Raw genomic sequence first — 24,681 nt, 5'->3', positions numbered from 1 at the left:
ATGGACAGGCTTGTGTCGTTTCTCTCCTATCTTCCATCGGCGTTTCTCACGTCGCTGGGGCTGCTGTCTCTGACGCAGTGGGCAACGCTGATTGGTGTGGTGCTGGGCATCCTTACTTATCTGCTGAACCGCCGTCATAAGCAGCGTATTGAAGCAGAGGAGCAGAAGCGAACAGCCATTTTTAAAGAGATGGCGGAGCGTGCCACACAGCACGATTTGCCGGAAGTGGCCTGTGCGATGCAGGAAATAGCGATGCAGGAAACGAGGCGAAAAACCGCATGAGCGTGAAACGTAAAGCTGTGACCTGCGCCGTAACGGTGATCATCGGACTGATCGGCGTGAATTACGCCGGCGAAATCCGCACCAGTCAAACCGGACTGGCGCTGATTGGTAACGCCGAGTCCTGCCGCCGCGATCCGTATGTCTGCCCGGCAGACAAGCTGACGGCGGGTATTGGTTCGACTACGGCGATTAATCCGCGCCATCTCTACAGCGATGATGAGATTGCTCAGATGTGGGTGGAGGACATTAAAACGGCGGAACGCTGCATAAACCGCAATTTTAACGGCCGTCAGATGAATCAGAACCAGTTTGATGCCATGACCTCAGCAGCATTCAACATGGGCTGCCTCAATCTTATCTGGTACACGGACAGGGTAAGCGGTCAGCGGCTTAAAACCACGTTGTGGCGCAAAGCGCAGGCCCGTCAGTGGGATGCGATGTGCGGGCGGTTGCGGGACTTTGTCAACGCCGGCGGCGTGAAACTCGCGGGGCTGGTGAAACGCAGGGATGCAGAGGCGAAGCTTTGTCTTACACCGGAGGGTTTATGAGTCAGTTCAGGATAAACCTGGCCGTGATTCTGTTGATCCTGACCGTGCTGGCCAGCGCGGCGGCGGGCTGGGGTTTTCTGGAAAACCAGAAGGTTAAAGCAGACCTCAGCCAGGCGAAAAAAGATATCGACAGCGCTGCCGCCGTGATCAGTAACGTGCAGCGCACACTGACCATTTTTAACCAGATTTCAGCGGAGCGGGCTCATGAAAAAGAATCTGATCGTCAGCAGGGAGAGCGTGACCGTGCTGCGCTGCGCGCATCTGTGGCGGGTGACCGTTGCGCTGCTGAGCCTGTGCCTGATGATGCTCAGCGCCGGCTGTTCGAAAAAGCAGATCGTTTACGTGCCCGCGCAGTGTCCGCGCCTGCCGGCGGAGCTCTTGCAGGCGACGGCAGTGCCTGAACCTCGCATGACCGGCCCGCGTCTGTCGTGGGGTGAGTCGCTGGAATGGAACGATGCGCTGCTGGACGCTCTCGACAGCGCGAATAAGGACAAAGCCGCGCTGCTGAAGGCAGACGGCATCAGGGCGGGGGCGTCATATGTTAAAGGCTGATCTGCTCAGGGCAATGATCGTGGCGTTTCAGCCGTGGTTTAAAGACAACCCTGACCGGCTGGAAGTTTATGCGACCAGTGGCAAAGTCAGCGCCGGCGGCGCAGCCTCAGCGTCATACCGTTATGACTTTGAGCTAAACGTGCTGGCGATGGATTACCCCTATGATCTCGACAGTCTGACCGTCCCAATTCTGGCTTGGGCTCGCCGGCATCAGCCCGAGTTATTGCTGAATCCGGAACGGCGTCGCGAAGGCATCAGGTTTGAGGCTGAAATCCTGAACAACGATACAGCCGATGTGCTTTACACCATCAAAGCGAGCGAAATGGTGATTGTCACCTTCGGGGCAGATGGCCGGGCGCAGGTGAAACACCGTGATGAGCCTGTTAACGGAGACATGTTCCCGCAGGGCGATCCGTGGTCACTGGTGGCGATTGATGAGACGGAGGGCGGGTTAAATGGCTGATGTACTGATGTTTCACGAGCTGGACGCCATTATCCGGGACGTGCTCGGTGTTACCAGACCAACCACACGCCGCAGCATGGCCCGCCGGATCGCTGGCGACATTCGCCGCAATCAGCAGAAGCGTATCGGCCGGCAGAAAAACCCGGACGGTTCGGCCTATAAAGCACGCCGGAAAAAGAAAATCGGCACGCAGGGCGGCATCCGTTTTCTGTGGAAAGGTGAAACCCGCAGCCTGCGCAACTGGCGGCACAGCCGGGGGCGATATGGCGACCGTATGATCACCGGTTTTGATGAAGAGCGCGGCGCAATCCGCTCATTTTTGCGGGAGGACATTGAGCGCTATCTCAGCGTTGACCTGCGCCGCAGCGAGAAAACCAAAACCAGGCCTGATCCTATGTTCCGCCGGCTGCGACAGGCGCGTTTTATGAAGGCGAGTGCGTATCCGGATGCGGCGGTTGTGGGCTTTTCCGGCCGTGCTGCAGCGATTGCACGCGTGCATCAGGAAGGCATGAGCGACAGGGTTTCGCACAACGCCACCGCCCGCTATCCGCAGCGTCAGCTGCTGGGGCTGACGGCGTCGGATCTGGATGCGGTGGCCGATGCCATTACCGATGCGCTTAAGGGGGCCAGGTGAATGAGTTAACCCTGGCTGAATTAAGCCGGCTGCTGATGAACATCATCCGCATCGGGACCGTCATCGAGGTGGATTTAGTTATGACCGTGGCGCGCGTACAGACGGGCGGGCTACAGACGGACTGGATCCGGTGGGGCGCTGATCGCGCCGGCGAAGCCGTAACGTGGTGGGCTCCGTCTGTAGGGGAGCAGGTTGTGATACTCGCGCCCGGAGGGGCGCTGGAAAATGCGGTGATCGCCTTCAGCCTTTACAGCGATTACGCGCTGCCGCCGGACAATGCCAGCAAAACGGAGGTGACGCGCTATCCGGACGGGGCCAGAAAGAGCTATGACCCGGCTCAGGGATTACTGAGTCTGCTGGCAATGAAAGCGGGCCTGATTGATATGAGCGGCACGCTGACGCTCAATGTTGGCCGCCTCGTTATCAACGCGGGTGAAACCGTCATTAACGGCGAAGTGGTGCAGGGCGGCGGTGACATGAGTTCAAACGGCGTTGTGGTTCATACCCATAAACACGGTGGCGTTAAGGCCGGCAGCGATACGTCAGGAGGTCCGCAGTGAGCACAGACTGGCAGGGCATGAGCAGTGAAGACGGCTCAGCGCTCGACGATGAAGCGCATCTGCATCAGTCGGTAAGTGACATTCTGCTGACGCCGGTGGGCTCCAGGGTGATGCGCCGCGAATACGGTTCGGAAATCTTCACGCTTATTGACCAGCCGGATAACGCGGTGACGCGGCTCAGGCTGATGTCAGCGGCGTGCATCGCGCTCTGGCGCTGGGAACCTCGCCTGACGCCGGTTTCTGTGGTCGTTAAAACCACGGCTCAGGGCGCAGTGCAGATGAACGTTAAATCACGCCGTACCGATACTTCATCAACCATTTCAACTGATATCACGCTGAAGGAAGGGCAATGAGCGGAGTCATCGACTTATCACAGCTGCCGGTGCCGCAGGTCGTTGAGGTGCCGGACTTTGAAGCGCTGCTGGCTGAGCGAAAAGCGTATTACGTTTCGCTATTTCCTGAAGCGCGGCAGGCGACCATCGCACGCACGCTGGAGCTGGAATCTGAGCCGGCGCTCAAGTTGCTCCAGGAAGGATGCTATCGCGAAATCCTGCTGTGCCAGCGCATCAACGAGGCGGCAGTAGCGGGCATGGTGGCGTTTTCAACCGGTACGGATCTGGACAATCTGGCGGCCAACAACAACGTGACGCGCCTGACCATTACGGCGGCAGATACCTTATCCGTGCCCCCTACTGATGCAGTGATGGAGGATGACAGTGATCTGCGGCTGCGCGTGCCGGCGGCGTTTGAAGGCCTTTCGGTTGCCGGGCCAACTGCCGCTTATGAGGCACATGCGCGCAGCGTGGATGGCCGCGTGCTGGACGTGTCAGCGACAAGCCCCAGCCCCGCCGTAGTTGTCCTGACTGTGCTGGCGCGCGCGGGTGACGGCACACCGCCTGACGATTTACTGAGTGCAGTGAATGTTGCGCTAAACGGTGAAGCCATTCGCCCCGTTGCCGATCGCCTGTCTGTGCAGGCGGCCGTTATCAGTCAGTACCAGGTCAAAGCGAAGCTGCACCTCTTTGATAACGTAGCCGGCGCGCCCTGCCTTGAGGCCGCGAATAAGGCTATGGCTGCGTACATTACCGAACAGCGCAAGCTCGGGCGAAGCGTGCGCCGTGATTCGTACAGCGCCGTGCTGCGTGTAGCGGGTGTCGATTGGGTAGAGCTTCAGGAGCCGGCCGCGGATCTGATTTTTGACCGCACGCAGGCTGGTTACTGCACGGCGGTATCCGTTGAGATAGCGAATGATGAGGTGCTGGCATGACCGTAAAAAACAGCCTGCTTCCGCCTTCCGCTACTGAGACAGAAATCCGCCTGGCTGAAGCGCGCAGCGGTCTGAGTGCGCTGGCCGTACCGCTGCGTGATATCTGGAACCCGGACACCTGCCCGGTTTCGCTGCTGCCCTATCTTGCGTGGTCGCGTTCGGTTGATCGCTGGGATGAGAGCTGGACGGAGGCGGTTAAGCGGCAGGTGGTGAAGGATGCGTTTTACATCCATCGCCGTAAAGGAACCATCAGCGCGATCCGGCGCGTGGTGGAGCCGTTCGGCTTCCTGATCCGCGTCATTGAGTGGTGGCAGACAAATGAAGCGCCCGGTACGTTCCGGCTTGATATTGGCGTGCAGGAACAGGGCATCACTGAAGAAACGTATCAGGAGCTGGAAAGGCTTATCAGCGACGCGAAGCCATGCAGCCGGCATCTGCTGGGGATGTCAATAAATCTGCAAAGCAGCGGGAAGACCTATCTCGGTGCGTCAGCGTATGACGGTGATGACCTCGCAGTTTATCCCTACACCCCTGACATTATCTCCGTCAGCGGCCCGGCATATGCCGGCGCGGCGGTTCACGTAATCGACCTGCTGGAAGTAGGACCATGACACAGAAATTTTATGCAATTGTGACCAACCTCGGCGCGGCGAAGATTGCCAACGCCGTTTCGCTCGGCACCAAGCTGAGCATTACGCAGATGGCCGTCGGCGACGGCGGCGGCACGCTGCCAACCCCGAACGCCAGCCAGACAAAGCTGGTCAACGAGGTCCGCCGCGCGGCGCTTAACTCGCTGACCGTGGACGAAAACAACAGCAGCCAGATTATTGCTGAGCAGGTGATCCCGGAAACAGAAGGCGGGTTCTGGATCAGGGAAATGGGGCTGTTTGACGCTGACGGCACGCTGATTGCGGTTTGCAACACGGCCGAGACCTACAAGCCGCAGTTGCAGGAGGGCAGCGGCCGCACGCAGCGCCTACGCATGATGATCATCGTCAGCAGCACGGATGCGGTAACGCTCAAGGTAGACCCGTCCGTTGTGCTGGCGACCCGGCAATATGTTGATAATGCCGTCATTGAGGTGAAGGCTTATGCTGACGGATTGATGGAAAAGCACGTCAAAGATGCAAACCCGCACACGCAGTACCCTCTGATCAGCAACGCGCTGAAAGAAATGGCCGATGCGGGGTTACTGCCTGATGTTCTTAAAAACCTCGGTTTAACAGAAAAGTTTTCCGGCAGGTTTATTGACCGGAAATTATTCACCACGCCGGGCAATATCTCCTACAAGCCCACTCAGGGCACAAAGCGCATCAAGATTATCCTCACGGGCGGTGGCGCGCGTGGATACGGCTTTCTCGGGTGGGGGTCAAACTTTACATCGCGTGGTGCAGGTGGCGGGGCTGGAGGGACCGTGATCGCCTGGCTCAATGTCGATGACACGAAAACGTATGCGGGGGTAGTGGGTCGGGGTGGAGATGACACCGTGTCACCAACAAGCAGCACTTTTAATGGCACTCTGACTGCCGGAAATGGGTCTTCACCAGCAACGGGCGGCGATGGGGGCCGGGGCGGGCTGGCAGTTGGCGGGGATCTGAATATTCAGGGCGGTGACGGCAGTGATGCGCCTGGCCTTATTTCTGACACCACGAACGTTTATCGAGGCGGGTCAGGAGATGGTGGCATCAGCTACTGGGGAGGTGGCATGCGCTCAGCGGAATCAACGAACACGCTCCGTCAGGCAGGTTACGGCTCTGGCGGTGGCGGAACAGTTCGTTCAAACCCGTTTGTCGGTAATTTTGGCTGTCATGGTGTGATTTATCTTGAGGAATACAGCTGATGAAAACATATGCCCGCATTGAAGAACAGCGTGTCGCGGAGATCGTGTCGCTGGATGTTAAGCCGGAAAAGCTCTATCACCCTTCGCTGGTTTGGGTTGATATCAGCGCGCTTGAGACGCAGCCGGACGTAAATTACCGCTATCGCGATGGCGTGTTCACAGCGCCAGTGATTGAGGCCGAAGATCCCGTTTATCTTGCGGCAAGCCGGCAGGCTGCTGAAATGGAGGAAGCCAGCCGGTTAATGGCGCCGTTGCAGGATGCGGTAGATATCGGCAAAGCAACGCAGGAGGAAATCGCCCGCCTCAATGAGTGGAAAGAATATCGCGTCATGCTGAACCGGATTGATACCACGAAAGCCCCTGATATTGACTGGCCTCAAAAGCCCGCTTGAGATAAAGCCCGCACAATAGCGGGCTTGTTTGTTAATGAAGTTTCTGCGGCCATGAGATGGCCGGCGCTTCCTCCACTTTCACCGTCTGCACTTCCCGCACGTATTTCATCTATGCCACGGGTCAGGCTTTACGAGGTATGAGATAACTTGACAGCCAGCCCGGTAATTCACCCCCAGTCTGGACATTATGAAATCTTATCTTTAGGCTTATTTCATCATTGATGTCAGGGAAACGATATGGATACGACGGAGCAGCTGGACGGGAAGTATTTTTTTGATGGAATGAGCGTTGATAAAGATGAGCTTTTATTCTGGCTCATTCTGGATGAGTTCAGGAAGAAATTCACCGGCATTACGGATATTGTTGCTGTCGCTTCCATGATCGCCAGCGTGCCATTTGTGCCTGTCAGCGGCAAGCTGGATGCGCGCAGGGCAACGAGCGGAACCAGTCCTCTATCCCTGGCAAGCCGGATGCTTATTCGTCAGCTTTTCAAAAATCCTCATCGCACAATCACCTGGTCGAAAATGTGGCGTGGTGAGTGGGCTTACACAACCAGTATGGGTGCGTATATAGGTCGCTGGGTGCCGTGGATAGGCGCGGTCATAACCATGTATGACCTTTCGATGATTGCTCATGCCGTAGTCAGGCGTTACAGGCTGATTACCGGGGAATAGGGATAAATCCGTCATGGATAAAGCTAAACAGGTTCGCACTCTGGTTGAAAAATACTTCTGGAACATGCCCGATGATGCTTCGCTAAGTACCGGAAAAATGAGCGTATTACCGGAAGAAGCCAGCGACTTTATTAATGAATATGCAGAAAGTCTGAAAATCGATATGACCGGCTTTGAGTTTAACCGTTATTTCCCTAATGAAGGTTTTCGATTTCTCCCTAATGCCTTATTACCGAGGCATTTACGCACTGAGCATCATGCGCCTGCTGAACTCACCGTTAAGATGCTCATAACTTCTGCTGAAGCGGGGCGCTGGCTATATCCCTGACGGCTTTCTCTCTTATTTCAGGATATCCGAGGGATACAGAGAACGCGGCAACGAGAGCTTACAGATAGCGTAGCGCGGCGTAAAAAAGCCCGCAGACAGCGGGCCTCCTCATCACACGTTAATCATGCTAAGCACGTCGCCGGCCGTGATGCTCCCCAGCCCTTCGCGAATGTCCTCGCTTTGTTTTTTCAGCGTGAGCGTGAACTCAATTTTTTGCGCTTTGCCGTCCTGCATAAATTCGGTACGGTTTTCGCGGATGCTGGTAATGGCAAACATGCCGTAAATCGTGCCGGTGCCCTCAATTAACGGCCATGCCTTGCCGCCGTAAGCCATAGTGCGCAGCGCGCTCAGTGAAACATCGCCGCCGGTTATTTCAGGGTATAGCGTGCCGGTAAGCGTAATCGTATCCTCTCCCGCGCCGATATACTGCCATTTTGCGGATTTTCCAACCCGGTCATTCTTAACGTGGCGGAAGTCCGTCTGCTGCTCCAGCGACTGATAAGGCGCTGTCTGGCGCATGAAAACGAACATGCCATAAATCATCATCATAATTTCACCTATTCTCTGTCGCGCAGCTGTGAGCGGCGGCGGTTATCACGTTCACGCAGCAGGCCGTCAAGCTCCCGGCGCACAGCGGATGCCAGGCTCTTTTCATCCATTTTTGCGGATTCATAAAAATTAACTGTCAGGTTGATGACATCGCCGCCGGCCGCCGCGCTGATAGCTGCCGAAGTCAAACCGTCCGCTTTTGACCGTCCTGCAGGAGTGATCGGAACCGGCATCGCGGCCGAAAGCGCCCGTGTTGGCCATGTCGCGATGCTTCGCACCATGTCGCCCACTCGCTGGGTAATTCCGGCCGTGCTCGATGCGGAGGCATTTACGGCAGGTTCACGCCAGTCACCTACAACCGGCATGACCGGCGGGTGATCTTTAAAGACGATTTCGCCCAGCTTGTTGGGATCGCGTGCGGCTGCGCTGACCTCACTGGCGCTGTCGCCGGCGGATTTTTTCTTCTTCGGCGCGTTGGTGCCTTTTAAGGCGTCATAGCCGGACGCTGCGGATGCAGGGGAAGCAGGTGAGGTCGCCGGCGGCTTGGGCGGTGCATTCTGCACTGCCGCTGCAACGGTCGATGCCGGCACGGGATTCCATGCCTGTGCGACCATTTTTTTCTGTTTATCATCCCAGACGTACATCACCGGGGCTTTGGGTTTGGCCGGTACAGCGGCATCCATTGCGCCGGCTACTTCTTTGGCCGCATTCGCCGCTTCCGGTATGGCACCCAGCTTTTTCAGCAGCCAGCCGATACCCTCGGCCACTTTGAGGATAACGCCGAGCACGCCGGACACGGCTGTGCCAACAACCACGCCGAACGTCTGGCCGGCCTCGGTGCATTTTTTTAGGGTTTCAGCGGAAGTGTTCACCGGTTCGAACAGGCTTTTAAACCAGTTCCACACGCCGCCCACAGCGTTGCCGATCCCGTCAAAAACCGGCATCAGACCCGCGAACGCAGCGCGAACCGGCGCAAGTCCGGACAGCAGGCCATCAAAGAACCCACTGAAAAAGGCTTTGATCGGGCCCCAGAATTTCCAGATAAGCAGGCCTGCGGCTACGATAGCCGCTGCAATTAAACCGACAGGGCTCAGCAGGAGGCTGAAACCGCCGTTCATGACGCTGATAGCGCCGCGCGCAATGGCGGCAAACCCGGTAAAGTCGCCCGCCAGTGCGCCCAGTGCTGCACGCACAACCGTAGCAATACCGCTGAATCCACCACTGACAAGCGACATAGCGCCACGCGCCACGTTTGCCAGTCCGGAGAAGCCGCCAGTGATAAAGCCAAACGCTTTGCCCGCCACGTTCATCAGTCCGGAGAAGCCTCCCGCGCCGCTCAGCAGCGTCAGGCTGAGACGAAGGGCTGCCATCGGTACGAGTACCGAACCTACGGTCAGCGCCAGCGCGCCAAGCGTGGCAAGCGTAACGCCGATGATTGCCGCTACCTTCATCAGCGCCGCCACTACAGCCGGGTTTGCCTCAGCCCAGGCGCGGAAACTCTGCGTGATACGGGTGACATAATTAATAACGCTCAGCGCCGGGCCGCGCAGCGTTTCGCCCAGGCTGCTGAAGCTGTTATTCATTGCAGCTTTGGCAATCAGATATTGAGCAGAAACAGAGTCTTTATTGATATCGGACTCACGGCGCATGGAGCCCTTCGAGGCTTCGCCGTTCACCAGTTGTAACTGGCGGTAGAGCTCGGGCAGGTTATTGGCTAATTTGGCTGCGTCGTCACCAAATTCTTTGCCAAAAATCTGCGTGAGTACTGACGTTTGTTTATCCGGGCTGAGCTTCTTGGCGGCTTCCAGAACAGTAATGATCGTCCCCATTGCGTCTATTGGCATAGCTTTCTGAATTTTTTCAGCGCTGAGGCCGATAGTATTCAGGCCGTCAAAAAAATTGTTGCTTTGCGTTGTCGCTATAGAGAGTTCGCGCACCATCGCATTTGTGGCGCTGGCGGCGATTTCCGGAGCTGCGCCGAGCGTCAGGAAGGTCGAACCCAGCGCGGCAGCCTTCCGGTAATCCAGCTTATCAGCAACCCCGCCTACACGCTGAAGCACGTCGATAATGTCAGCGCCCTTTGATTTCGCGTTATCGTCCAGGTAATTCAGGGCATCGCCCAGCTGCTCAATATTCTGCGTAGGAACCTTGTACAGGCCGGCTATTTTGCCGAGACTTTCTGCCAGTTCGCCCGCCGGCAGGTCAAAGGAAGTGGCGGCCATGGCGGCGGTATTCGCAAAGCTCATCAGGTCAGCTTTCTGCTTCGCCCACGGATCGTCACCGTTAGAAACGCCCATGCGTGCGCCGCCGGCAACGAGTGCGGCGTAGTCCTGCGCTCCGTTTTCCAGCGGCAGCGTCTCACTCGCCGCTTTAATGGATTTTTGCAGGTCGTAATATACTGCTGTGCGCTTGCCGTTGGCGTCCCGGAGATCGTTAACCTGCTTGGCTACATCCTTCATGGCATCTTCCATGCTGGCATAGCTGATCAGTGACTTGGCTACAGGGGCTACGGTCACGGCGCCGGCGGCGATAGCTTTCATGCCGCCGCCGGTCAGGCTGTCGCGGCGCTCTTTTGCACGGTCGTAATTAGCCTGGGCGCGGCTGACGGCCGCCAGACGGCGCTGTTGTTCGGAAAGCTGGCGGTTGTATTCATCGGTGCGCCGGCTAATCTGCTCCGTGGCGCTGGCACCTGTTTTCAGTACGATGCCGTGACGCAGCATGGAGGAACTAAGCGCGCCAAGCTTGGCCAGCTCTTCATTTTGCGCGCGTGTGAGCTGTCGGATAGTTTCTGACTGCTGTTTAAGCGCCGCGGTCTGCTCATCGGTGCGCTGCTTGGCCGGGCCAAAGCTGTCACGCAGCTCTTTGGCTCTGGCTTTGGCTTCCCCTAATTGCTGAGTGGTTTTGCTGGCAGCGCGCGCGAGGCGGTCGAAACTCGACGCATTGCGCTCCATGCCTTTGAGGGAGGATTGTGTGTCACGGATTTGAGAGGCCAGCGCCGCAGCGCTTTTCTGTGCGGCGCTGGCGGGGCTGGTGAGCTTGTTTACCGCGTCAAAAGCGACGCGGATATTGAGATTGCGATCTGTCATTCTTCGCTTCCGCTACGGGCTACCGCGCGGGAATGCCAGTCCAGCAATTCATTCACCGGCATGGCATCAAACGCGGACGGCTGCCAGTGAAAGATAACGGCGATATCTGCGATCAGTTCATCGGTCAGTACCGCCGGACACGGGATTACGCGCCTTCCGCTTCCGTCGTGCTGGTCTCGGAGGACGGAGCCAAAAAATCAGCAACCAATTTGGACAGTTCCGCGAAATCACGCACATCGAGCTGTGACACTTCCACTTCAGTGAGCGCCGGGCTGGTAACGCGCGGCAGCAGCTTAATCAGCGAATCAACGTCGCTGGTCATTACGTCATACAGCTTCAGCCCGCGCAGTGAGCCGGTCTGCTGCATGGCTTCGGTTACAGTGACCTCTTTAACTTCGCTGTTTTTACGAATGACCGGTTTTACCAGGATGACAGGTTTACGCATTTCAGTTTTCCCATATAACCGGCGGCGGCCGCCGGTGAGTTAAGTTCAGAAAGAGGTGGTTACAGCCCGATATTGGCGCGGTGTTTCTCCAGAATATCCACGCCATCAACTTTCCAGATCATGTTGAGCAGGTCGATTTCAAACAGCTCATTCCCATCAACAGTGATCTTGCAGTAGGTATTTTTCAGCGTGTATTTGTGCTGAGTATTGTCCCCCTGTTTGGCTGTCCCCCAGTCCATTTCGGTGATACGTCCGCGCGTCTGAATCTCGCAGGCAATAGCCTCGCCGGTGGCGTCGTCAGAGTAAGAGCCAGCAAAGCGCAGCTGCGTACCGTCGATGTTCGCACCGTAGGTTTTGAGCATTTCCACGGACAGGCCGCCCATGGTCATTTCCATGTCCAGCGCGCCGGCTTCAAAGCCCATGTGTACCGCTGCTGCGCCTACCATGCCCGCGCCCTGATAATCTTCGGTTTTGCGCGTCAGCTTGGGAGTTGTGATCTCTTCCGCCTGGCCCAGAAAACTTGCGCCGTTCAGGAAGGTGTTAAACAAAAATAATTTCTTAGGTAATGACATACGTTCCCCCGTTACGCAGAGAGCTGATCAAATACGGCAAAGTATTCGTCAGTAAATTCCTGAATCAGTCCCAGCTGCTCCAGCGGCGGGACCGGCGTGTATTTGTAGCGGATGGTTGCCTTGCCATCGCGCAGATCGGATGTGCCGTTGTCGTTTTTGTCATACCAGCAGCTGAAGCCGAGCAGGCGACCGGCCGTTACCAGTGCAGAACCTTTCTGATTGATGCCATCCACAATGTCTTTAACCAGAGTCGGCGTCAGCGGCTTATCGATATAGCTGAAATGCGCCTCCGCGATCATGTCCGCCAGAATCTGCGCGGTGCGGGTGTAGCTTTCAAAGGTATAAATTTCCGCATCGCAGGTACGTGAGCCCCAGAAGCGGAAGCCGTCGCGCTTAATCAGCGTGGTAATCCCCTTACTGTTGAGCTCGTCGGCATCGGTATCGGTGCCCTGAAGTGACCAGTAAACGTCTGCGGAAATACCCAGCACGTTATTGACCACCACGTTAGACAGTGTTTTATGCCAGCCCTGATCGGCGTCGATTTTTGCACGCAGGCCCACGGCATAAGCGGTGGCCGGGATGGTTTCATTTTTGGCCGTGGCAGAGCTGTAGGCGATAAATTCCGGCCAGATAACCATCAGTTCACGCTGTGCAAAAGTCTCGCGGTAGGTTTTAGCCTCAGCGATGGTTTTACAACCGTAAGCACTCACATAAGCGAAGGCGCGAAGCTTTTCGGCAATAACGCCAAGCTGGGCTGCGACGGCTTCTGAATCCAGTCCCGGAACGGCCAGCACGCGCGGTGTTTCACTCACGCTTGCCGGTGCTGAAAGCAGCGCAAACAGACCGGTGTAGCGACCTTCGGCGTTCACTCCGCCGATGATTAGCTGTTCCTGCGTCGGTTTGTTCTCTCCATCGGCAGGAACATAGGTTGATGCATCCGGTACGCGGATAACGATTACCTTTGGGCTGGCCTGGTCTGAAATGGCTTTTAGCGTGGTGTAAAGGGTGCCTTTTTTGCCGGCTTTTCCCAGCACGCTGTTGACGCGGGTTATCAGCACCGGCGTATTTAACGGGAATGTTGCGGAATCGGCATCGTCCGCGATACAGACCACACCAATAGTTGATGTGTCGATATCGCGAATAAGCGTGCTGAGATCGGTCGTCTCCTTCGTCCTCACGCCGTGGTGATAAGTGTCGCTCATGGTTATTTTGCCTCTCGTTGATGAGTGACCCATCATCACCAGTTACCCTCTTCAGTTCACGCGCAGGCGGTTGTCACAGGCGGCTTACAACGGCTGCCGGCTGGCGTAACTCTCGCGCACGCGGGAGGATGCGACAGGGGGAAATTATGCTGAACATTCTTGATAACGATTTAACGCCTCGCCCGGCATTCCGGCTGACAATTGACGGAAACACGTCTGCCAGTCTTGATGCGCGCCTGATGTCGCTGACGCACACGGACAATCGCGGCTTTGAGGCTGACCGTGTTGAACTGACGATTGATGATTCAGACGGACTGGTATCTATGCCGGCTCGCGGAGCGGAAATCAGCGTAGCTTTCGGCTGGCAGGGCGAGGCGCTAGTCAGTAAAGGGCTCTTTGTCGTGGATGAGATAACCCATCAGGGGCCGCCTGACAGGCTGGTTATTACGGGGCGCAGTGCTGATTTCCGGGATGATTTCAACGTAAAGCGCGAGTACAGCTGGCATAACGTTACTGTGGGTGACGTAGTATCAGCAATTGCCGGACGTTACAGGCTCAAACCGGCAGTCAGTGTGTCGCTGAAGGATATCGGCATCGATCATGCAGACCAGACCAGTGAATCTGACATCAGTTTTCTGACGCGCATGGCGCGCATGCTGGGTGCGGTCACAACCGTAAAAAATGGCTGCCTGCTGTTTATCGTGCCGGGCAGGGGGGTATCGGCAAGCGGTCGGGTGCTGCCGGCGGTGACCATTACGCGCGCCAGCGGCGACAGCCATTCGTTCCGGGTGGCAGACCGCGATGCTTATACCGGGGTGCAGGCATACTGGCTGGATCTTAATTTTGGCAGGAAAAAGCCCACCACGGTCAAGCGCCGGCGTAAGAAGAAGGTTGAAACCGCGCCGGCCTCAAGCAAAAAAGAGGGTGATTACGTTGAGGGCGCTGAAGGCAACGTATTTGTAATGCGGCAGACGTTTAAAACTGAACGGGCGGCAAGGCGAGCGGCGGCGGCAAAATGGAGTGAGCTACAGCGCGGGGCTGCGGAATTTACCATCACCCTGGCACGCGGCAGGGCTGATTTATTTCCTGAGCTGCATGCTAACGTGTCAGGCTTCAAGCCAACCATTGATGCAGCGGACTGGGTGATCAGACGAGTGAATAACACGATTGATGAAAACGGATTCATCACCGGGCTGGAACTTGAAGTGCGCATCACGGACTGGGATGCGGAAGAAAATACTGATGATGAATAGATTATAAATCAGACATCTCTTAAACTATCGGCGAGTTTAATCAGAAGTGGTGAGGTCTTATGTTCACCTGCCCAAAGTGTAACGCCGCCGCAAGAACCCGTACCAGCCTGATGCTCAGCAAAGAAACTCGTCGCAGCTATCACCAGTGCACGAACATGCTGTGCGGGCAGTCATTCACTACTCTGGAGACAGTAGAAAATTACCTGAACAATGTGACGCCTTCCGCCAGGGCTCATGTGATTCCGGCAGGTGCTTTTCCTCGGTCTAACTACGGTGAAAACCAGTTGAGTTTGACTCTTTGAAGTAAACCCAGCCCCTTAAAAGGGGCGTTTTTTTGAGTAAAGGTTTGGCATAGGTCTGCCGATAATCGGATGACTTAAAACAAATTAATTATGGAGTGATTATGTCTGGAATGGTTTTTTGCCGTGGTTGCGGTAAGGAAATTCATGAGTCTGCAAAGGCTTGCCCACACTGCGGTGCAACTCAATCAACCCAAGCACAGGGAAATAAGAGCCGTATTGCAGCAGCGCTGCTGGCATTCTTCCTTGGAGGGTTTGGGGTTCATAAATTTTATTTAGGTCGTGTTGGGCAGGGGCTGCTTTATCTCATTTTCTGCTGGACGTTTATTCCAGCAATTATTGCCTTTGTCGAATTCATTCTGTACCTGTGCTCTTCTGACGAAGATTTCGCCAGAAAGTATGGCTAACGAGTTAAAGCAAACCCCGCTAGATAAGCGGGGTTTTTTACGATGTGGTCAATAGGTGGACACTGCTTGAAATAAATCCTTTTATTTCAATTAAATAAAATCATTAAATGAACACCATCCCTGTCTTCCCCGCCATGATGGCGGGGTTTTTTTTGCCCTGAATTCGCGGGCAAACTGCATCCGTTTCGCTATCCTGTCACGCAGTCTGCACGGGACGGTGATAAACTTGAGCCATTTTCCACTGCATGGCGTGCTGCAGCGCCTGACGAGGCAAGGCATGGAACCTTCCTACGCAAAACTGGTAAACCGCGCGGCGCTGGCGGCGACCACGCTGGCAACGCTATTGCTAATCGTGAAAATTTTCGCCTGGTGGTACACCGGTTCGGTCAGCGTGCTGGCGGCGCTGGTGGATTCGCTGGTCGATATCGCCGCGTCACTGACCAATCTGCTGGTGGTGCGCTATTCATTGCAGCCTGCCGATGACGATCACACCTTTGGTCATGGTAAAGCGGAATCGCTGGCGGCACTGGCGCAAAGCATGTTTATCTCCGGATCGGCGCTGTTTCTGTTTCTTACCGGGCTACAGCATCTGGCCACGCCGGAAACGCTGCGCGCGCCGCTGGTTGGCGTAGTCGTGACGCTGATCGCCCTCAGCTCCACGCTGGTGCTGGTCGCTTTTCAGCGCTGGGTGGTGCGGCGTACCCGCAGCCAGGCGATTCGCGCGGACATGCTGCATTATCAGTCGGATGTGGTGATGAACGGTGCCATTCTGGTTGCGCTGGGCTTAAGCAGTTATGGTTTTAAGCGTGCGGATGCGCTGTTTGCGCTCGGCATCGGCGTATATATCCTCTATAACGCGCTGCGCATGGGCTATGAAGCGGTGCAGTCGCTGCTGGATCGTGCGCTGCCGGAGCAGGAAAAACAGGCGATTATCGCGCTGGTAAGCCACTGGCCCGGCGTGCGCGGTGCCCATGCGTTACGTACGCGGCAGTCTGGCCCGACGCGGTTTATTCAGCTTCATCTGGAGATGGACGATCATCTCCCGCTGGTGCAGGCGCATCAGGTGGCCGATCAAATTGAGCAGGCATTACGGCAAAAATTTCCCGGCTCAGATGTGATTATTCATCAGGACCCCTGTTCTGTTGTGCCGCAAAATCAGCAGGGTTTTTTTCAGTTTTAGCCGTTATAAAACATAGTATTGCGTAAAAAAAATGACGTAACGCTAACAACTCTGTAAAAAATTAGCGAAAACTTGTCTGACCTGAATCAATTCAGCATCAAGCCTTTGATATACTATCTGCAACTATTAAGCCGTGCGATCGCGAGCTGGTCCACACCGGTCGACAGGCAGGAATAATCCTTAGTTTTGAACAATCCAGAGGTTGTCATGATCAAAAAAATCGGAGTACTGACCAGCGGCGGCGACGCCCCAGGCATGAACGCAGCCATTCGCGGAGTTGTCCGTTCCGCGCTGAGTGAAGGCCTTGAAGTTTTTGGTATTTATGACGGCTATCTGGGTTTATACGAAGACCGCATGATCAACCTCGACCGCTACAGCGTGTCGGACATGATTAACCGCGGCGGCACCTTCCTCGGCTCGGCGCGTTTCCCGGAGTTCCGCAACGAAGAAGTACGTCAGGTCGCGATCGAGAACATGAAAAAGCGCGGCATTGATGCGCTGGTGGTGATTGGCGGTGACGGTTCTTACATGGGTGCCAAACGCCTGACCGAAATGGGTTTCCCGTGCATTGGCCTGCCGGGCACCATCGATAACGACGTCGCCGGTACCGATTACACCATCGGTTATTTCACCGCGCTGGAAACCGTGGTTGAAGCGATTGACCGTCTGCGCGACACCTCTTCTTCGCATCAGCGTATCTCCATCGTAGAAGTGATGGGCCGCTACTGCGGTGACCTGACCTTAGCGGCGGCCATCGCCGGTGGTTGTGAGTTCATCGTGCTGCCTGAAATCCCTTACACGCGCGAAGAGCTGGTGGCAGAAATCCAGGCTGGCATTGCGAAAGGTAAAAAACACGCCATCGTGGCGATCACCGAACACATCTGTGACATCGACGATCTGGCGCACTTTATTGAAGCGGAAACCAAGCGTGAAACCCGTGCCACCGTGCTCGGCCACATCCAGCGCGGCGGTGCGCCATGCGCTTACGACCGCATCCTGGCATCACGTATGGGCGCTTATTCAATTGAGCTGCTGCTGCAGGGCTACGGTGGTCGCTGCGTGGGTATTCAGAACGAGAAGATGGTGCATCATGACATCATCGACGCTATCGAAAACATGAAGCGTCCGTTCAAGCGCGACTGGCTGGATACCGCGAAAAAACTCTACTAATCAACGATAAATCGGGCGCGATCGCTTTCGCGCCCTTTTTTATGCCTTGCTATATTCTCCATAGTTATAACAGCTTATTTTTAATTCTTTAATCCATGGATTGCTTTGTGTCAGTCTTGTTCTATAACGACCTCGGGAGAGCAAGCAATGAACAAGTGGAGTATTGGTGTCACCCTGTTACTGGCTTCAACCAGTGTTCTGGCAAAGGATATTCAGCTGTTAAATGTCTCTTACGATCCAACCCGTGAGCTGTACGAGCAGTACAACAAAGCGTTTAGCGCGCACTACAAGCAGGAGACCGGCGATAACGTGGTGATCCGCCAGTCGCACGGCGGTTCGGGTAAGCAGGCGACGTCCGTGATCAATGGCATCCGCGCGGATGTGGTGACGCTGGCGCTGCAGTCCGACGTGGATGCTATTGCTGACCGTGGTCGTATCGATAAAAACTGGATCAAGCGTCTGCCGGATAACTCGGCACCTTATACTTCCACCATCGTGTTCCTGGTGCGCAAAGGCAATCCTAAAGGCATTCATGACTGGCCGGATCTGATTAAGCCAGGCGTTTCCGTGATCACGCCAAACCCGAAAACCTCCGGCGGCGCACGCTGGAACTATCTGGCGGCCTGGGGCTGGGCGCTGGACCAGAACCACGGTGACCAGGCCAAAGCGCTGGCTTACGTCCGGGCGCTGTTCAAAAACGTTGAAGTGCAGGATTCCGGTGCACGTGGCGCGACCAATACCTTCGTTGAGCGCGGTATCGGTGATGTGCTGATTGCATGGGAAAACGAAGCCTATCTGGCCGTTGATAAGCTGGGCAAAGACAAGTTTGAAATCGTTACGCCGAGCGAATCGATCCTCGCCGAACCGACGGTCTCCGTGGTCGATAAAGTGGTGGATGAACAGGGCACGCGTAAGGTGGCGGAAGAGTATCTGAAATATCTCTACTCACCGGAAGGCCAGACCATCGCGGCGCAAAACTTCTATCGCCCGCGCGATCCTGAGGTGGCGAAGAAGTTTGCCAGCAGCTTCGCGCCGGTTAAGCTGTTCACCATCGATGACAAGTTTGGCGGCTGGAGCAAAGCGCAGAAAGCACACTTTGCCGACGGCGGCAGCTACGATCAGGTCATGAAACCGTAACCGCGTTTTCATCATGACGAAACGGTCAGCCCTGCGCTGGCCGTTTTGCTTTACGGCGCGGAAAAAGCCGTGACTTTCCGCTGGCGACAGGTGAGGATGCTGACAGCTCATCACAGAGGATCTGGCCATGCAGGCGCGCCGCCGTAGTGTTACGTTGCTGATTATCGCGTTCATCCTTCTGATTGCCGGGCTGATCGCCGGTGCGCTGCATTTGCATAAAAACGCCGACGCGCTGTGGCAGATTGTCAGCGAAAAGTGCGTACCGGACATGACGCAACGCGGTAATCCTGCCCCCTGTCAGCAGGTCAATCTGGCGCAGGGTTACGTTACGCTCAAAGATCTGAATGGCCCGCTGCAATATCTGCTGATGCCGATAGCAAAAATCACCGGCATGGAGAGCCCAATCCTTCTCGAACCCACTACGCCGAACCTGTTTGCTGCCGCCTGGCAGCAGCGCCGCCTGCTGGCGCAGAAGCGCGGTGCGCCTGTCGACGACCGCGTGCTGTCGCTGGCCATCAACGCGCAGTATGGTCGTACGCAGAATCAGCTGCACATTCATATCTCCTGCCTGCGACCGGATGTGCGTCAGCAGCTGGATACGCTGGCACCGAAGCTGAATGCGCAGTGGCAGACGGCAACGCTGCTGCGGCATACCTGGCTGATTCGCACGCTGAGCACCGCCGAACTGGCGCAGCAGAGCGTGTTTATCCGGCTTGCAGAGGAGGTGCCGCATGCGCGCGGTGAGATGGGAAAATACGGGCTGGCGCTGGCCCAGCTGCCGGATGGACGCCTGGCGCTGCTGGCGCTGGAGCGCAACTGGCTCAAGCTGAATCGCGGTTCGGCGGAAGAACTGCAGGATCATCAGTGCCGTTTGCTGGAGTGAGTGGCATCGCGACCGATCAGGCAATAAAAAAGGCGGCTCATCAGCCGCCTTTTTCTGCGTGAGAAACTTACGCGTTTTTGGCTGCCGCAGCGGCTTTGACGATCACCGCGAAAGCATCTGCCTTCAGCGACGCACCGCCCACCAGCGCGCCGTCGATGTCCGGCTGGGTGAACAGTTCTGCGGCGTTTTTGTCGTTAACCGAACCGCCGTACTGAATGATTACCTGTTCAGCGATAGCGGCATCTTTCTTCGCGATGTGATCACGAATGAATTTGTGCACTGCCTGCGCCTGCGCAGGAGTCGCTGATTTGCCGGTACCGATAGCCCAGACTGGCTCATAGGCGATAACCGCGCCTTCGAAGGCCGCTGCACCCTGGGTTTCCAGCACGGCGTCGATCTGACGTGCGCACACTTCTTCAGTTTTGCCGGCTTCGTTCTCGGCTTCGGTCTCACCGATGCACAGCACTGGTACCAGGCCTGCGGCCTTCAGCACGGCGAATTTCTTCGCGATGAACTCGTCGCTCTCTTTATGGTAGGTGCGGCGCTCAGAGTGGCCGATGATGATGTATTTCGCGCCGATGTCTTTCAGCATCTCGGCAGAGGTTTCACCGGTGAAAGCGCCAGACAGGTTCACGTCCACGTTCTGCGCACCCAGCGCAATGTGGCTGCCGGAAATGGCGTGTTTGGCCTGATCCAGATAGATCGCTGGCGGAGCAATCGCCACACCGCAGCCTTCAACACCTGACAGCTCTTTGCGCAGGCCTTCAATCAGCTCGCCCGCCATGTGCTTGCTGCCATTCAGTTTCCAGTTACCCATAACCAGTGGATGTCGCATTCTTTCCTCCGCATAACGCGATTCATGAAATAGCGCTGCCATCGGGGCAGCGATGTCTGCCAGACAGTATAGAGATCAAATGGGGCGCTGGCTTTGCTTTTCGTCATTTTTGCCGGGGAGATCAGGGGCTAGCGAGCGCCAGTTTGATGGGCTCAACGGCGAAGGTCAGCCCTTTGTCGCCGTTGTCTGCAACCACAAAGCGCAGCGCACCTTCAGTGCGGGAAAAATAGCGTGCGCCCTTGCCGGCGCTGAGCAGGCCGTCGAGCTTCTTGTGTCCCTCATCCGCTGACAAACCGGGCACAAAAAAGCGCAGTAGCGCAGTCATGTAATCCATGGCGCGTGTCTGTGCCGCTTTCATATCCGGGCCAGGCACCGGCAGCCAGGTAATCTGCAGCGTTTTAATCTTGCCGGTGCCCTGTTCCAGCGCGGTAGAGGCATACAGCGTTTCGCTGATTTTGCTGGCGGCACGTGTCAGGTGGCTCTTGTCATCGCGGTTATCGATGGCGCGATACTCCTGCAGCGGCAGGTCAGGATTGGCGGCGTTGTACTTTTCGCGGAACTGCGCGATGGTCATATCAAAGGTGGGCGCACCCGCCAGCAGATACGGCGCCGCAGGCAGGTGATCGTTGCGATCCTGCGCGGGCGCGTCCTCCGCCCAGGCGGGAAATGTCAGTGCGACGCTGAGCAGCAGCGCGACTGGCAGATTCTTCATTGCTTCGGCCCTAAATCATTCACTTAGCCCACGATTAGAACGGTTTTTACCGCTGAAAGTCAAAACCCGCGCCGGGAAAAATCTGACATTTTGCTGCCGGCGCGATTACCAGTAATGCTCGCTGGTCATGTGGCCCGGTTTACGCTTGAAATGCTTGCGCATATCGCGGGTCTCTTTCAGCAATTGCTGGGTATCGCGCACCATCTGCGGGTTACCGCATAACATCACGTGGCTGGTGTCGGCGTGCATTGGCAGGCCCACGGCGTTTTCCAGTTCTCCGCTCTCAATCAGCTGCGGTACGCGGCCATGCAGTGAACCGGGCATCTGCTCGCGGCTGACCACCGTCTGAATGTGCAGTTTGCCCTGATAACGCTGCTGTAGCTGCTGCATCAGCGGCAGAAAACTCAGGTCGGCGGCATAGCGCGCAGCGTGTACCAGCACAATGTTGTCGAAGCGCTCCAGCCCTTCGCCCTGTTGCAAAATCGACAGATACGGGCCGATCGCCGTGCCGGTCGCCAGCATCCACAGCGTCTGGCAGTCGGGGATCTCATCCAGCACAAAGAAACCGGCCGCCTCTTTGGTCACCATCACCTGATCGCCGGGCTGCAGCGCCTGCAAACGCGGGCTGAGCTTTCCTTCCGGCACCGTTACCAGATAGAACTCCAGCAGCGGATCCTGCGGCGCATTAACGTAGGAGTAGGCGCGCTGCACGCGCTCGCCGTCGACTTCCAGCGCCAGCTTGGCAAACTGGCCGGCGGTAAAAGAGTCGATGGGCGCCGTGACGCGCAGGCTGAACAGTGCATCGGTCCAGTTTTTTACTTCTTTAACTTCTGCATTGACCCACTCTGCCATGTTCGCTCCTGATGATTGATAATTGGTCTCTTTCTATCTTCGTCAGCCCGGCACCAGATTTCCAGCCCCGCAGCGGATAAAGGGCTCTCTGCGACAAATCGTCCGCACACATCAGCAACTGTAGCGGCCACGTTACAGCCTGGTACAGAAGCTTGACGGTGCCTGAGCTATCGCTTTACGCCCGCCTCTCGCTTTGTGCGCAATTCCTGATATTTTTGCCGCCATAACTCTCCGGCAGCCCTGTTTAGTGCTGTCATTACTTTGTTTCTCAGGCAGACATTTTGTTCCATGATGATGAGTAATACGCAAAACCGCTTCCTGCTGTTCATGCTGATTGTGCTGGTGGCGGTGGGACAGATGGCGCAGACCATCTATGTGCCCGCGATGGCGAACATGGCAGAGGCGCTTAACGTGCGCAGCGGCGCCATGCAGCAGGTGATGGCGGCCTATCTGATGACCTACGGCGGATCGCAGCTGATCTACGGCCCGCTGTCGGACAGCATTGGCCGGCGTCCGGTGATCCTCGCGGGCATGACGATTTTCGCGGCGGGCGCGCTGATCGCCCTGTTTGCGCCGTCGCTGAGTGTGCTGGTACTGGGCAGTGCGGTGCAGGGACTGGGTACCGGCGTGGCTGGCGTGATGGCGCGCACCATGCCGCGCGATCTTTACTCCGGCATTGCGCTGCGCCAGGCCAACAGCCTGCTCAACATGGGCATTCTGGTCAGCCCGCTGCTGGCGCCGGTAATCGGTGCGCTGCTGACCCATCTGTTTGGCTGGCACGCCTGCTTTGCTTTCCTGCTGCTGCTGTGTGTTGGCGTAACGGCGGCAATGGTCCGCTGGCTCCCGGAGACCCGTCCGGTGGATGCGCCCGCGACACCGTTTCTGCGCCGTTACATCACGCTGCTCAGCGACGGCAACTTTGTGCGTTATCTGCTACTGCTGATCGGCGCGCTGGCAGGCATTGCGGTATTTGAAGCCAGCTGTGGCGTACTGATGGCGGGCGTGCTGGGGCTCGACGGGCTGACGGTGAGTATTTTGTTTATCCTGCCGATTCCGGCGGCCTTTTTCGGTGCCTGGTTTGCCGGCCGCGAGCAGAAATCCTGGCATACGCTGATGTGGTACGGCGTGAACAGCTGCCTGCTGGCGGGCCTGCTGATGTGGCTGCCGGCTTGGTTTGGCGTGATGAATATCTGGACGCTGCTGGTGCCGGCCGCGCTGTTCTTCTTCGGCGCAGGCATGCTGTTTCCGCTGGCAACTTCTGGCGCGATGGAGCCCTACGCGTGGCTGGCCGGCAGTGCCGGTGCGCTGATTGGCGGCCTGCAGAATCTGGGTTCCGGTGTGGTGGCGTGGCTCTCAGCGCTGCTGCCGCAGCACGATCAGTCGAGCCTCGGTATGCTGATGTTTGTGACGTCGCTGGTGATGCTGCTGTGCTGGTGGCCGCTCTCGCGTCATCCGGAGAGCGGCAAACAGACGGTTACAGGATAAAAGGGTGCAGCGCCGCGTCTTTGCGGTCCAGATAGTGGATCGACTGAATGCGGCGAATGGTGCGCGATTTACCGCGCACCAGCAGCGTTTCGCTGGTGGCGATATTGCCCTGGCGCGTGATGCCCTTTAGCAGATCGCCCGTGGTGATGCCGGTCGCCGCGAAAATCACGTTATCGTTACGCGCCATCTGTTGCAGCGTCAGCACTTCCCCGGCGTTGATACCCATTTCGGCACAGCGCGCCAGCTCCTGCTCACCCAGACGGCGGTTTTCGGCCGAATCCCCTTTGACCTGATGACGAGCCAGCAGGCGCGCCTGCATGTCGCCATCCATGGCGCGGATCACCGCCGCTGACACCACGCCTTCCGGCGCGCCGCCGATGCCATACAGTACGTCCACTTCGCTGTCCGGCATGCAGGTAAGAATCGAGGCCGCCACGTCGCCGTCCGGAAAAGCAAACACGCGCACGCCCAGCTGCTGCAGCTGCGCGATGACCGCATCGTGACGCGGTTTGGCGAGAATCGACACCGTCAGCTGGCTGAGCGGTTTATTGAGCGCCTGCGCAATCGCCTGCAGATTGGTGGCGAGCGGCAGGTTGAGATCGATAACGCCGCGCGCGCCCGGACCGACAATCAGCTTTTCCATATACATATCAGGTGCGTGCAGGAAGCTGCCTTTATCGCCCACCGCCAGCACCGCCAGCGCGTTGGCCTGGCCCATCGCAGTCATGCGCGTGCCTTCGATAGGATCAACTGCAATGTCCACCGCATCGCCGTGGCCGGTACCGACTTTTTCACCAATGTACAGCATCGGTGCTTCGTCGATTTCGCCTTCGCCAATCACGATCTGGCCGTCGATGTTGATGGTGTTGAGCATAATGCGCATAGCGTTGACGGCGGCGCCGTCAGCGGCATTCTTGTCGCCGCGTCCTAACCAGTGATAGCCCGCTAACGCAGCGGCTTCGGTCACACGGGAAAATTCAATCGCGAGTTCTCGTTTCATGGTCTGCACCTGACAAAAAACAGGCGGGCAGTGTAGCACAGCGGGGCAGGGGGACGGGAAAAACCCGCGGCAG

General features: G+C 56.8%; 32 protein-coding genes. 22 read left to right on the top strand and 10 right to left on the bottom strand.

What is annotated here, in order from left to right; all coding sequences use genetic code 11:
• The 14 genes from F3I21_RS19225 (at nt 1) to F3I21_RS19165 (ending at nt 7,541) form a co-directional block, all read left to right on the top strand.
• Nucleotides 1-282, top strand: a complete 282-nt coding sequence (locus F3I21_RS19225) for an HP1 family phage holin (protein WP_190286111.1) — start codon at nt 1-3, stop codon at nt 280-282.
• Complete coding sequence (locus F3I21_RS19220; protein WP_058759394.1) at nt 279-830, top strand: lysozyme; 552 nt, start codon at nt 279-281, stop codon at nt 828-830. Before F3I21_RS19225 ends, F3I21_RS19220 begins: the two co-directional genes overlap by 4 nt.
• Nucleotides 831-862: 32 nt before the next feature.
• A complete protein-coding gene (locus F3I21_RS19215) occupies nt 863-1,231 on the top strand; it encodes a hypothetical protein (RefSeq protein ID WP_150059553.1) in 369 nt (122 codons plus the stop codon).
• Nucleotides 1,224-1,382, top strand: a complete 159-nt coding sequence (locus F3I21_RS23265) for a hypothetical protein (protein WP_190286110.1) — start codon at nt 1,224-1,226, stop codon at nt 1,380-1,382. The genes F3I21_RS19215 and F3I21_RS23265 overlap by 8 nt, the downstream gene beginning before the upstream one ends.
• Nucleotides 1,369-1,845, top strand: a complete 477-nt coding sequence (locus F3I21_RS19210) for a phage tail protein (protein WP_058759392.1) — start codon at nt 1,369-1,371, stop codon at nt 1,843-1,845. Before F3I21_RS23265 ends, F3I21_RS19210 begins: the two co-directional genes overlap by 14 nt.
• Entirely contained in the window at nt 1,838-2,479 is a 642-nt protein-coding gene (locus F3I21_RS19205; protein ID WP_058759391.1) for a phage virion morphogenesis protein, read from the top strand. The genes F3I21_RS19210 and F3I21_RS19205 overlap by 8 nt, the downstream gene beginning before the upstream one ends.
• A complete protein-coding gene (locus F3I21_RS19200; RefSeq protein ID WP_223815723.1) occupies nt 2,476-3,039 on the top strand; it encodes a phage baseplate assembly protein V in 564 nt (187 codons plus the stop codon). Before F3I21_RS19205 ends, F3I21_RS19200 begins: the two co-directional genes overlap by 4 nt.
• Nucleotides 3,036-3,392: a GPW/gp25 family protein gene (locus F3I21_RS19195; protein WP_223815722.1), complete on the top strand. Its 357-nt coding sequence runs from the start codon at nt 3,036-3,038 to the stop codon at nt 3,390-3,392. The genes F3I21_RS19200 and F3I21_RS19195 overlap by 4 nt, the downstream gene beginning before the upstream one ends.
• Nucleotides 3,389-4,306: a baseplate J/gp47 family protein gene (locus tag F3I21_RS19190; protein WP_150059552.1), complete on the top strand. Its 918-nt coding sequence runs from the start codon at nt 3,389-3,391 to the stop codon at nt 4,304-4,306. Before F3I21_RS19195 ends, F3I21_RS19190 begins: the two co-directional genes overlap by 4 nt.
• Entirely contained in the window at nt 4,303-4,917 is a 615-nt protein-coding gene (locus tag F3I21_RS19185; RefSeq protein WP_150059551.1) for a phage tail protein I, read from the top strand. The genes F3I21_RS19190 and F3I21_RS19185 overlap by 4 nt, the downstream gene beginning before the upstream one ends.
• Entirely contained in the window at nt 4,914-6,146 is a 1,233-nt protein-coding gene (locus tag F3I21_RS19180) for a phage tail protein (protein ID WP_150059550.1), read from the top strand. Before F3I21_RS19185 ends, F3I21_RS19180 begins: the two co-directional genes overlap by 4 nt.
• Nucleotides 6,146-6,538 (top strand): tail fiber assembly protein, encoded by a 393-nt coding sequence (locus F3I21_RS19175; protein WP_150059549.1) that lies wholly within the window; start codon nt 6,146-6,148, stop codon nt 6,536-6,538. Before F3I21_RS19180 ends, F3I21_RS19175 begins: the two co-directional genes overlap by 1 nt.
• Nucleotides 6,539-6,775: 237 nt before the next feature.
• Nucleotides 6,776-7,213, top strand: coding sequence for an STM2901 family protein (locus F3I21_RS19170; protein WP_150059548.1), 438 nt, complete (start codon nt 6,776-6,778; stop codon nt 7,211-7,213).
• Nucleotides 7,214-7,226: 13 nt separating this feature from the next.
• Nucleotides 7,227-7,541 carry a DUF1493 family protein gene (locus F3I21_RS19165; RefSeq protein ID WP_150059547.1) on the top strand — a complete coding sequence of 105 codons (315 nt, stop codon included), beginning with the start codon at nt 7,227-7,229 and terminating at the stop codon, nt 7,539-7,541.
• 111 nt (nt 7,542-7,652) lie between these two features.
• On the opposite strand, the gene F3I21_RS19160 is transcribed toward F3I21_RS19165, so the two are convergent.
• From F3I21_RS19160 to F3I21_RS19135, 6 genes are all read right to left on the bottom strand, one after another.
• Nucleotides 7,653-8,090: a phage tail protein gene (locus F3I21_RS19160; RefSeq protein WP_150059546.1), complete on the bottom strand. Its 438-nt coding sequence runs from the start codon at nt 8,088-8,090 to the stop codon at nt 7,653-7,655.
• Nucleotides 8,091-8,098: 8 nt separating this feature from the next.
• Nucleotides 8,099-10,810: a phage tail tape measure protein gene (locus tag F3I21_RS19155; protein WP_223815721.1), complete on the bottom strand. Its 2,712-nt coding sequence runs from the start codon at nt 10,808-10,810 to the stop codon at nt 8,099-8,101.
• Nucleotides 10,811-11,172: 362 nt separating this feature from the next.
• Complete coding sequence (locus tag F3I21_RS23635) at nt 11,173-11,238, bottom strand: GpE family phage tail protein (protein WP_370515561.1); 66 nt, start codon at nt 11,236-11,238, stop codon at nt 11,173-11,175.
• 83 nt (nt 11,239-11,321) lie between these two features.
• The gene (locus tag F3I21_RS19145) at nt 11,322-11,621 is read right to left on the bottom strand and encodes a phage tail assembly protein (RefSeq protein WP_150059544.1); all 300 of its coding nucleotides are present in this window, start codon (nt 11,619-11,621) and stop codon (nt 11,322-11,324) included.
• A gap of 59 nt (nt 11,622-11,680) precedes the next feature.
• On the bottom strand, nt 11,681-12,193 hold the full coding sequence (locus tag F3I21_RS19140) for a phage major tail tube protein (RefSeq protein WP_058758060.1): 513 nt from the start codon (nt 12,191-12,193) through the stop codon (nt 11,681-11,683).
• An 11-nt stretch (nt 12,194-12,204) separates the two neighbouring features.
• Nucleotides 12,205-13,395 (bottom strand): phage tail sheath subtilisin-like domain-containing protein, encoded by a 1,191-nt coding sequence (locus F3I21_RS19135; protein ID WP_150059543.1) that lies wholly within the window; start codon nt 13,393-13,395, stop codon nt 12,205-12,207.
• 146 nt (nt 13,396-13,541) lie between these two features.
• On the opposite strand from F3I21_RS19135, the gene F3I21_RS19130 reads away from it, so the two are divergent.
• The 7 genes from F3I21_RS19130 (at nt 13,542) to F3I21_RS19100 (ending at nt 19,724) form a co-directional block, all read left to right on the top strand.
• The gene (locus tag F3I21_RS19130) at nt 13,542-14,648 is read left to right on the top strand and encodes a phage late control D family protein (protein ID WP_150059542.1); all 1,107 of its coding nucleotides are present in this window, start codon (nt 13,542-13,544) and stop codon (nt 14,646-14,648) included.
• A 59-nt stretch (nt 14,649-14,707) separates the two neighbouring features.
• Nucleotides 14,708-14,950 carry an ogr/Delta-like zinc finger family protein gene (locus tag F3I21_RS19125; protein ID WP_150059541.1) on the top strand — a complete coding sequence of 81 codons (243 nt, stop codon included), beginning with the start codon at nt 14,708-14,710 and terminating at the stop codon, nt 14,948-14,950.
• Nucleotides 14,951-15,051: 101 nt separating this feature from the next.
• Nucleotides 15,052-15,354 carry a TM2 domain-containing protein gene (locus F3I21_RS19120; protein WP_150059540.1) on the top strand — a complete coding sequence of 101 codons (303 nt, stop codon included), beginning with the start codon at nt 15,052-15,054 and terminating at the stop codon, nt 15,352-15,354.
• 277 nt (nt 15,355-15,631) lie between these two features.
• Nucleotides 15,632-16,534 carry a CDF family cation-efflux transporter FieF gene (fieF, locus tag F3I21_RS19115; protein WP_058775485.1) on the top strand — a complete coding sequence of 301 codons (903 nt, stop codon included), beginning with the start codon at nt 15,632-15,634 and terminating at the stop codon, nt 16,532-16,534.
• A 207-nt stretch (nt 16,535-16,741) separates the two neighbouring features.
• Nucleotides 16,742-17,704 (top strand): 6-phosphofructokinase, encoded by a 963-nt coding sequence (pfkA, locus tag F3I21_RS19110; RefSeq protein ID WP_021507047.1) that lies wholly within the window; start codon nt 16,742-16,744, stop codon nt 17,702-17,704.
• A gap of 147 nt (nt 17,705-17,851) precedes the next feature.
• Nucleotides 17,852-18,841, top strand: a complete 990-nt coding sequence (locus F3I21_RS19105) for a sulfate ABC transporter substrate-binding protein (RefSeq protein WP_021507046.1) — start codon at nt 17,852-17,854, stop codon at nt 18,839-18,841.
• A gap of 127 nt (nt 18,842-18,968) precedes the next feature.
• Nucleotides 18,969-19,724 carry a CDP-diacylglycerol diphosphatase gene (locus F3I21_RS19100; RefSeq protein ID WP_021507045.1) on the top strand — a complete coding sequence of 252 codons (756 nt, stop codon included), beginning with the start codon at nt 18,969-18,971 and terminating at the stop codon, nt 19,722-19,724.
• 67 nt (nt 19,725-19,791) lie between these two features.
• Here F3I21_RS19100 and tpiA read toward each other — a convergent pair whose 3' ends face one another.
• The 3 genes from tpiA to fpr form a co-directional block, all read right to left on the bottom strand.
• Nucleotides 19,792-20,559 (bottom strand): triose-phosphate isomerase, encoded by a 768-nt coding sequence (tpiA, locus tag F3I21_RS19095; RefSeq protein ID WP_031279624.1) that lies wholly within the window; start codon nt 20,557-20,559, stop codon nt 19,792-19,794.
• Between the two features lie 121 nt (nt 20,560-20,680).
• Nucleotides 20,681-21,271, bottom strand: a complete 591-nt coding sequence (locus F3I21_RS19090) for a YiiQ family protein (protein ID WP_058775487.1) — start codon at nt 21,269-21,271, stop codon at nt 20,681-20,683.
• A 105-nt stretch (nt 21,272-21,376) separates the two neighbouring features.
• A complete protein-coding gene (gene fpr / locus F3I21_RS19085) occupies nt 21,377-22,123 on the bottom strand; it encodes a ferredoxin--NADP(+) reductase (protein WP_150059539.1) in 747 nt (248 codons plus the stop codon).
• Nucleotides 22,124-22,414: 291 nt separating this feature from the next.
• On the opposite strand from fpr, the gene emrD reads away from it, so the two are divergent.
• Nucleotides 22,415-23,608, top strand: coding sequence for a multidrug efflux MFS transporter EmrD (gene emrD, locus F3I21_RS19080; RefSeq protein ID WP_304622892.1), 1,194 nt, complete (start codon nt 22,415-22,417; stop codon nt 23,606-23,608).
• Here the strand turns inward: emrD and glpX are convergent.
• Nucleotides 23,598-24,608, bottom strand: coding sequence for a class II fructose-bisphosphatase (gene glpX, locus F3I21_RS19075; protein WP_150059537.1), 1,011 nt, complete (start codon nt 24,606-24,608; stop codon nt 23,598-23,600). The genes emrD and glpX overlap by 11 nt on opposite strands.
• Nucleotides 24,609-24,681: the final 73 nt, after the last annotated feature.

Source organism: Pantoea sp. B_9 (assembly GCF_008632015.1).
Classification (GTDB): domain Bacteria; phylum Pseudomonadota; class Gammaproteobacteria; order Enterobacterales; family Enterobacteriaceae; genus Pantoea; species Pantoea dispersa.
The sequence above is the reverse complement of the archived record's forward strand: the minus strand, read 5'-3'. Positions and strand labels throughout refer to the sequence as shown.

Bases quoted from the DNA above. Each gene is read 5' to 3' on its own strand.
- F3I21_RS19185 (WP_150059551.1), top strand. From the start codon at position 4,303: ATGACCGTAAAAAACAGCCTGCTTCCGCCTTCCGCTACTGAGACAGAA.
- F3I21_RS19135 (WP_150059543.1), bottom strand. From the start codon at position 13,395: ATGAGCGACACTTATCACCACGGCGTGAGGACGAAGGAGACGACCGAT.
- F3I21_RS19220 (WP_058759394.1), top strand. From the start codon at position 279: ATGAGCGTGAAACGTAAAGCTGTGACCTGCGCCGTAACGGTGATCATC.
- fieF (WP_058775485.1), top strand. From the start codon at position 15,632: ATGGAACCTTCCTACGCAAAACTGGTAAACCGCGCGGCGCTGGCGGCG.
- F3I21_RS19165 (WP_150059547.1), top strand. From the start codon at position 7,227: ATGGATAAAGCTAAACAGGTTCGCACTCTGGTTGAAAAATACTTCTGG.
- F3I21_RS19205 (WP_058759391.1), top strand. From the start codon at position 1,838: ATGGCTGATGTACTGATGTTTCACGAGCTGGACGCCATTATCCGGGAC.
- F3I21_RS19100 (WP_021507045.1), top strand. From the start codon at position 18,969: ATGCAGGCGCGCCGCCGTAGTGTTACGTTGCTGATTATCGCGTTCATC.
- F3I21_RS19180 (WP_150059550.1), top strand. From the start codon at position 4,914: ATGACACAGAAATTTTATGCAATTGTGACCAACCTCGGCGCGGCGAAG.
- F3I21_RS19140 (WP_058758060.1), bottom strand. From the start codon at position 12,193: ATGTCATTACCTAAGAAATTATTTTTGTTTAACACCTTCCTGAACGGC.
- F3I21_RS19155 (WP_223815721.1), bottom strand. From the start codon at position 10,810: ATGCTGCGTCACGGCATCGTACTGAAAACAGGTGCCAGCGCCACGGAG.
- F3I21_RS19130 (WP_150059542.1), top strand. From the start codon at position 13,542: ATGCTGAACATTCTTGATAACGATTTAACGCCTCGCCCGGCATTCCGG.
- tpiA (WP_031279624.1), bottom strand. From the start codon at position 20,559: ATGCGACATCCACTGGTTATGGGTAACTGGAAACTGAATGGCAGCAAG.
- fpr (WP_150059539.1), bottom strand. From the start codon at position 22,123: ATGGCAGAGTGGGTCAATGCAGAAGTTAAAGAAGTAAAAAACTGGACC.
- F3I21_RS19190 (WP_150059552.1), top strand. From the start codon at position 3,389: ATGAGCGGAGTCATCGACTTATCACAGCTGCCGGTGCCGCAGGTCGTT.
- emrD (WP_304622892.1), top strand. From the start codon at position 22,415: ATGATGAGTAATACGCAAAACCGCTTCCTGCTGTTCATGCTGATTGTG.
- F3I21_RS19120 (WP_150059540.1), top strand. From the start codon at position 15,052: ATGTCTGGAATGGTTTTTTGCCGTGGTTGCGGTAAGGAAATTCATGAG.
- F3I21_RS19145 (WP_150059544.1), bottom strand. From the start codon at position 11,621: ATGCGTAAACCTGTCATCCTGGTAAAACCGGTCATTCGTAAAAACAGC.
- pfkA (WP_021507047.1), top strand. From the start codon at position 16,742: ATGATCAAAAAAATCGGAGTACTGACCAGCGGCGGCGACGCCCCAGGC.
- F3I21_RS19170 (WP_150059548.1), top strand. From the start codon at position 6,776: ATGGATACGACGGAGCAGCTGGACGGGAAGTATTTTTTTGATGGAATG.
- F3I21_RS19210 (WP_058759392.1), top strand. From the start codon at position 1,369: ATGTTAAAGGCTGATCTGCTCAGGGCAATGATCGTGGCGTTTCAGCCG.
- F3I21_RS19090 (WP_058775487.1), bottom strand. From the start codon at position 21,271: ATGAAGAATCTGCCAGTCGCGCTGCTGCTCAGCGTCGCACTGACATTT.
- F3I21_RS19125 (WP_150059541.1), top strand. From the start codon at position 14,708: ATGTTCACCTGCCCAAAGTGTAACGCCGCCGCAAGAACCCGTACCAGC.
- glpX (WP_150059537.1), bottom strand. From the start codon at position 24,608: ATGAAACGAGAACTCGCGATTGAATTTTCCCGTGTGACCGAAGCCGCT.
- F3I21_RS19160 (WP_150059546.1), bottom strand. From the start codon at position 8,090: ATGATGATGATTTATGGCATGTTCGTTTTCATGCGCCAGACAGCGCCT.
- F3I21_RS19105 (WP_021507046.1), top strand. From the start codon at position 17,852: ATGAACAAGTGGAGTATTGGTGTCACCCTGTTACTGGCTTCAACCAGT.
- F3I21_RS19175 (WP_150059549.1), top strand. From the start codon at position 6,146: ATGAAAACATATGCCCGCATTGAAGAACAGCGTGTCGCGGAGATCGTG.
- F3I21_RS19225 (WP_190286111.1), top strand. From the start codon at position 1: ATGGACAGGCTTGTGTCGTTTCTCTCCTATCTTCCATCGGCGTTTCTC.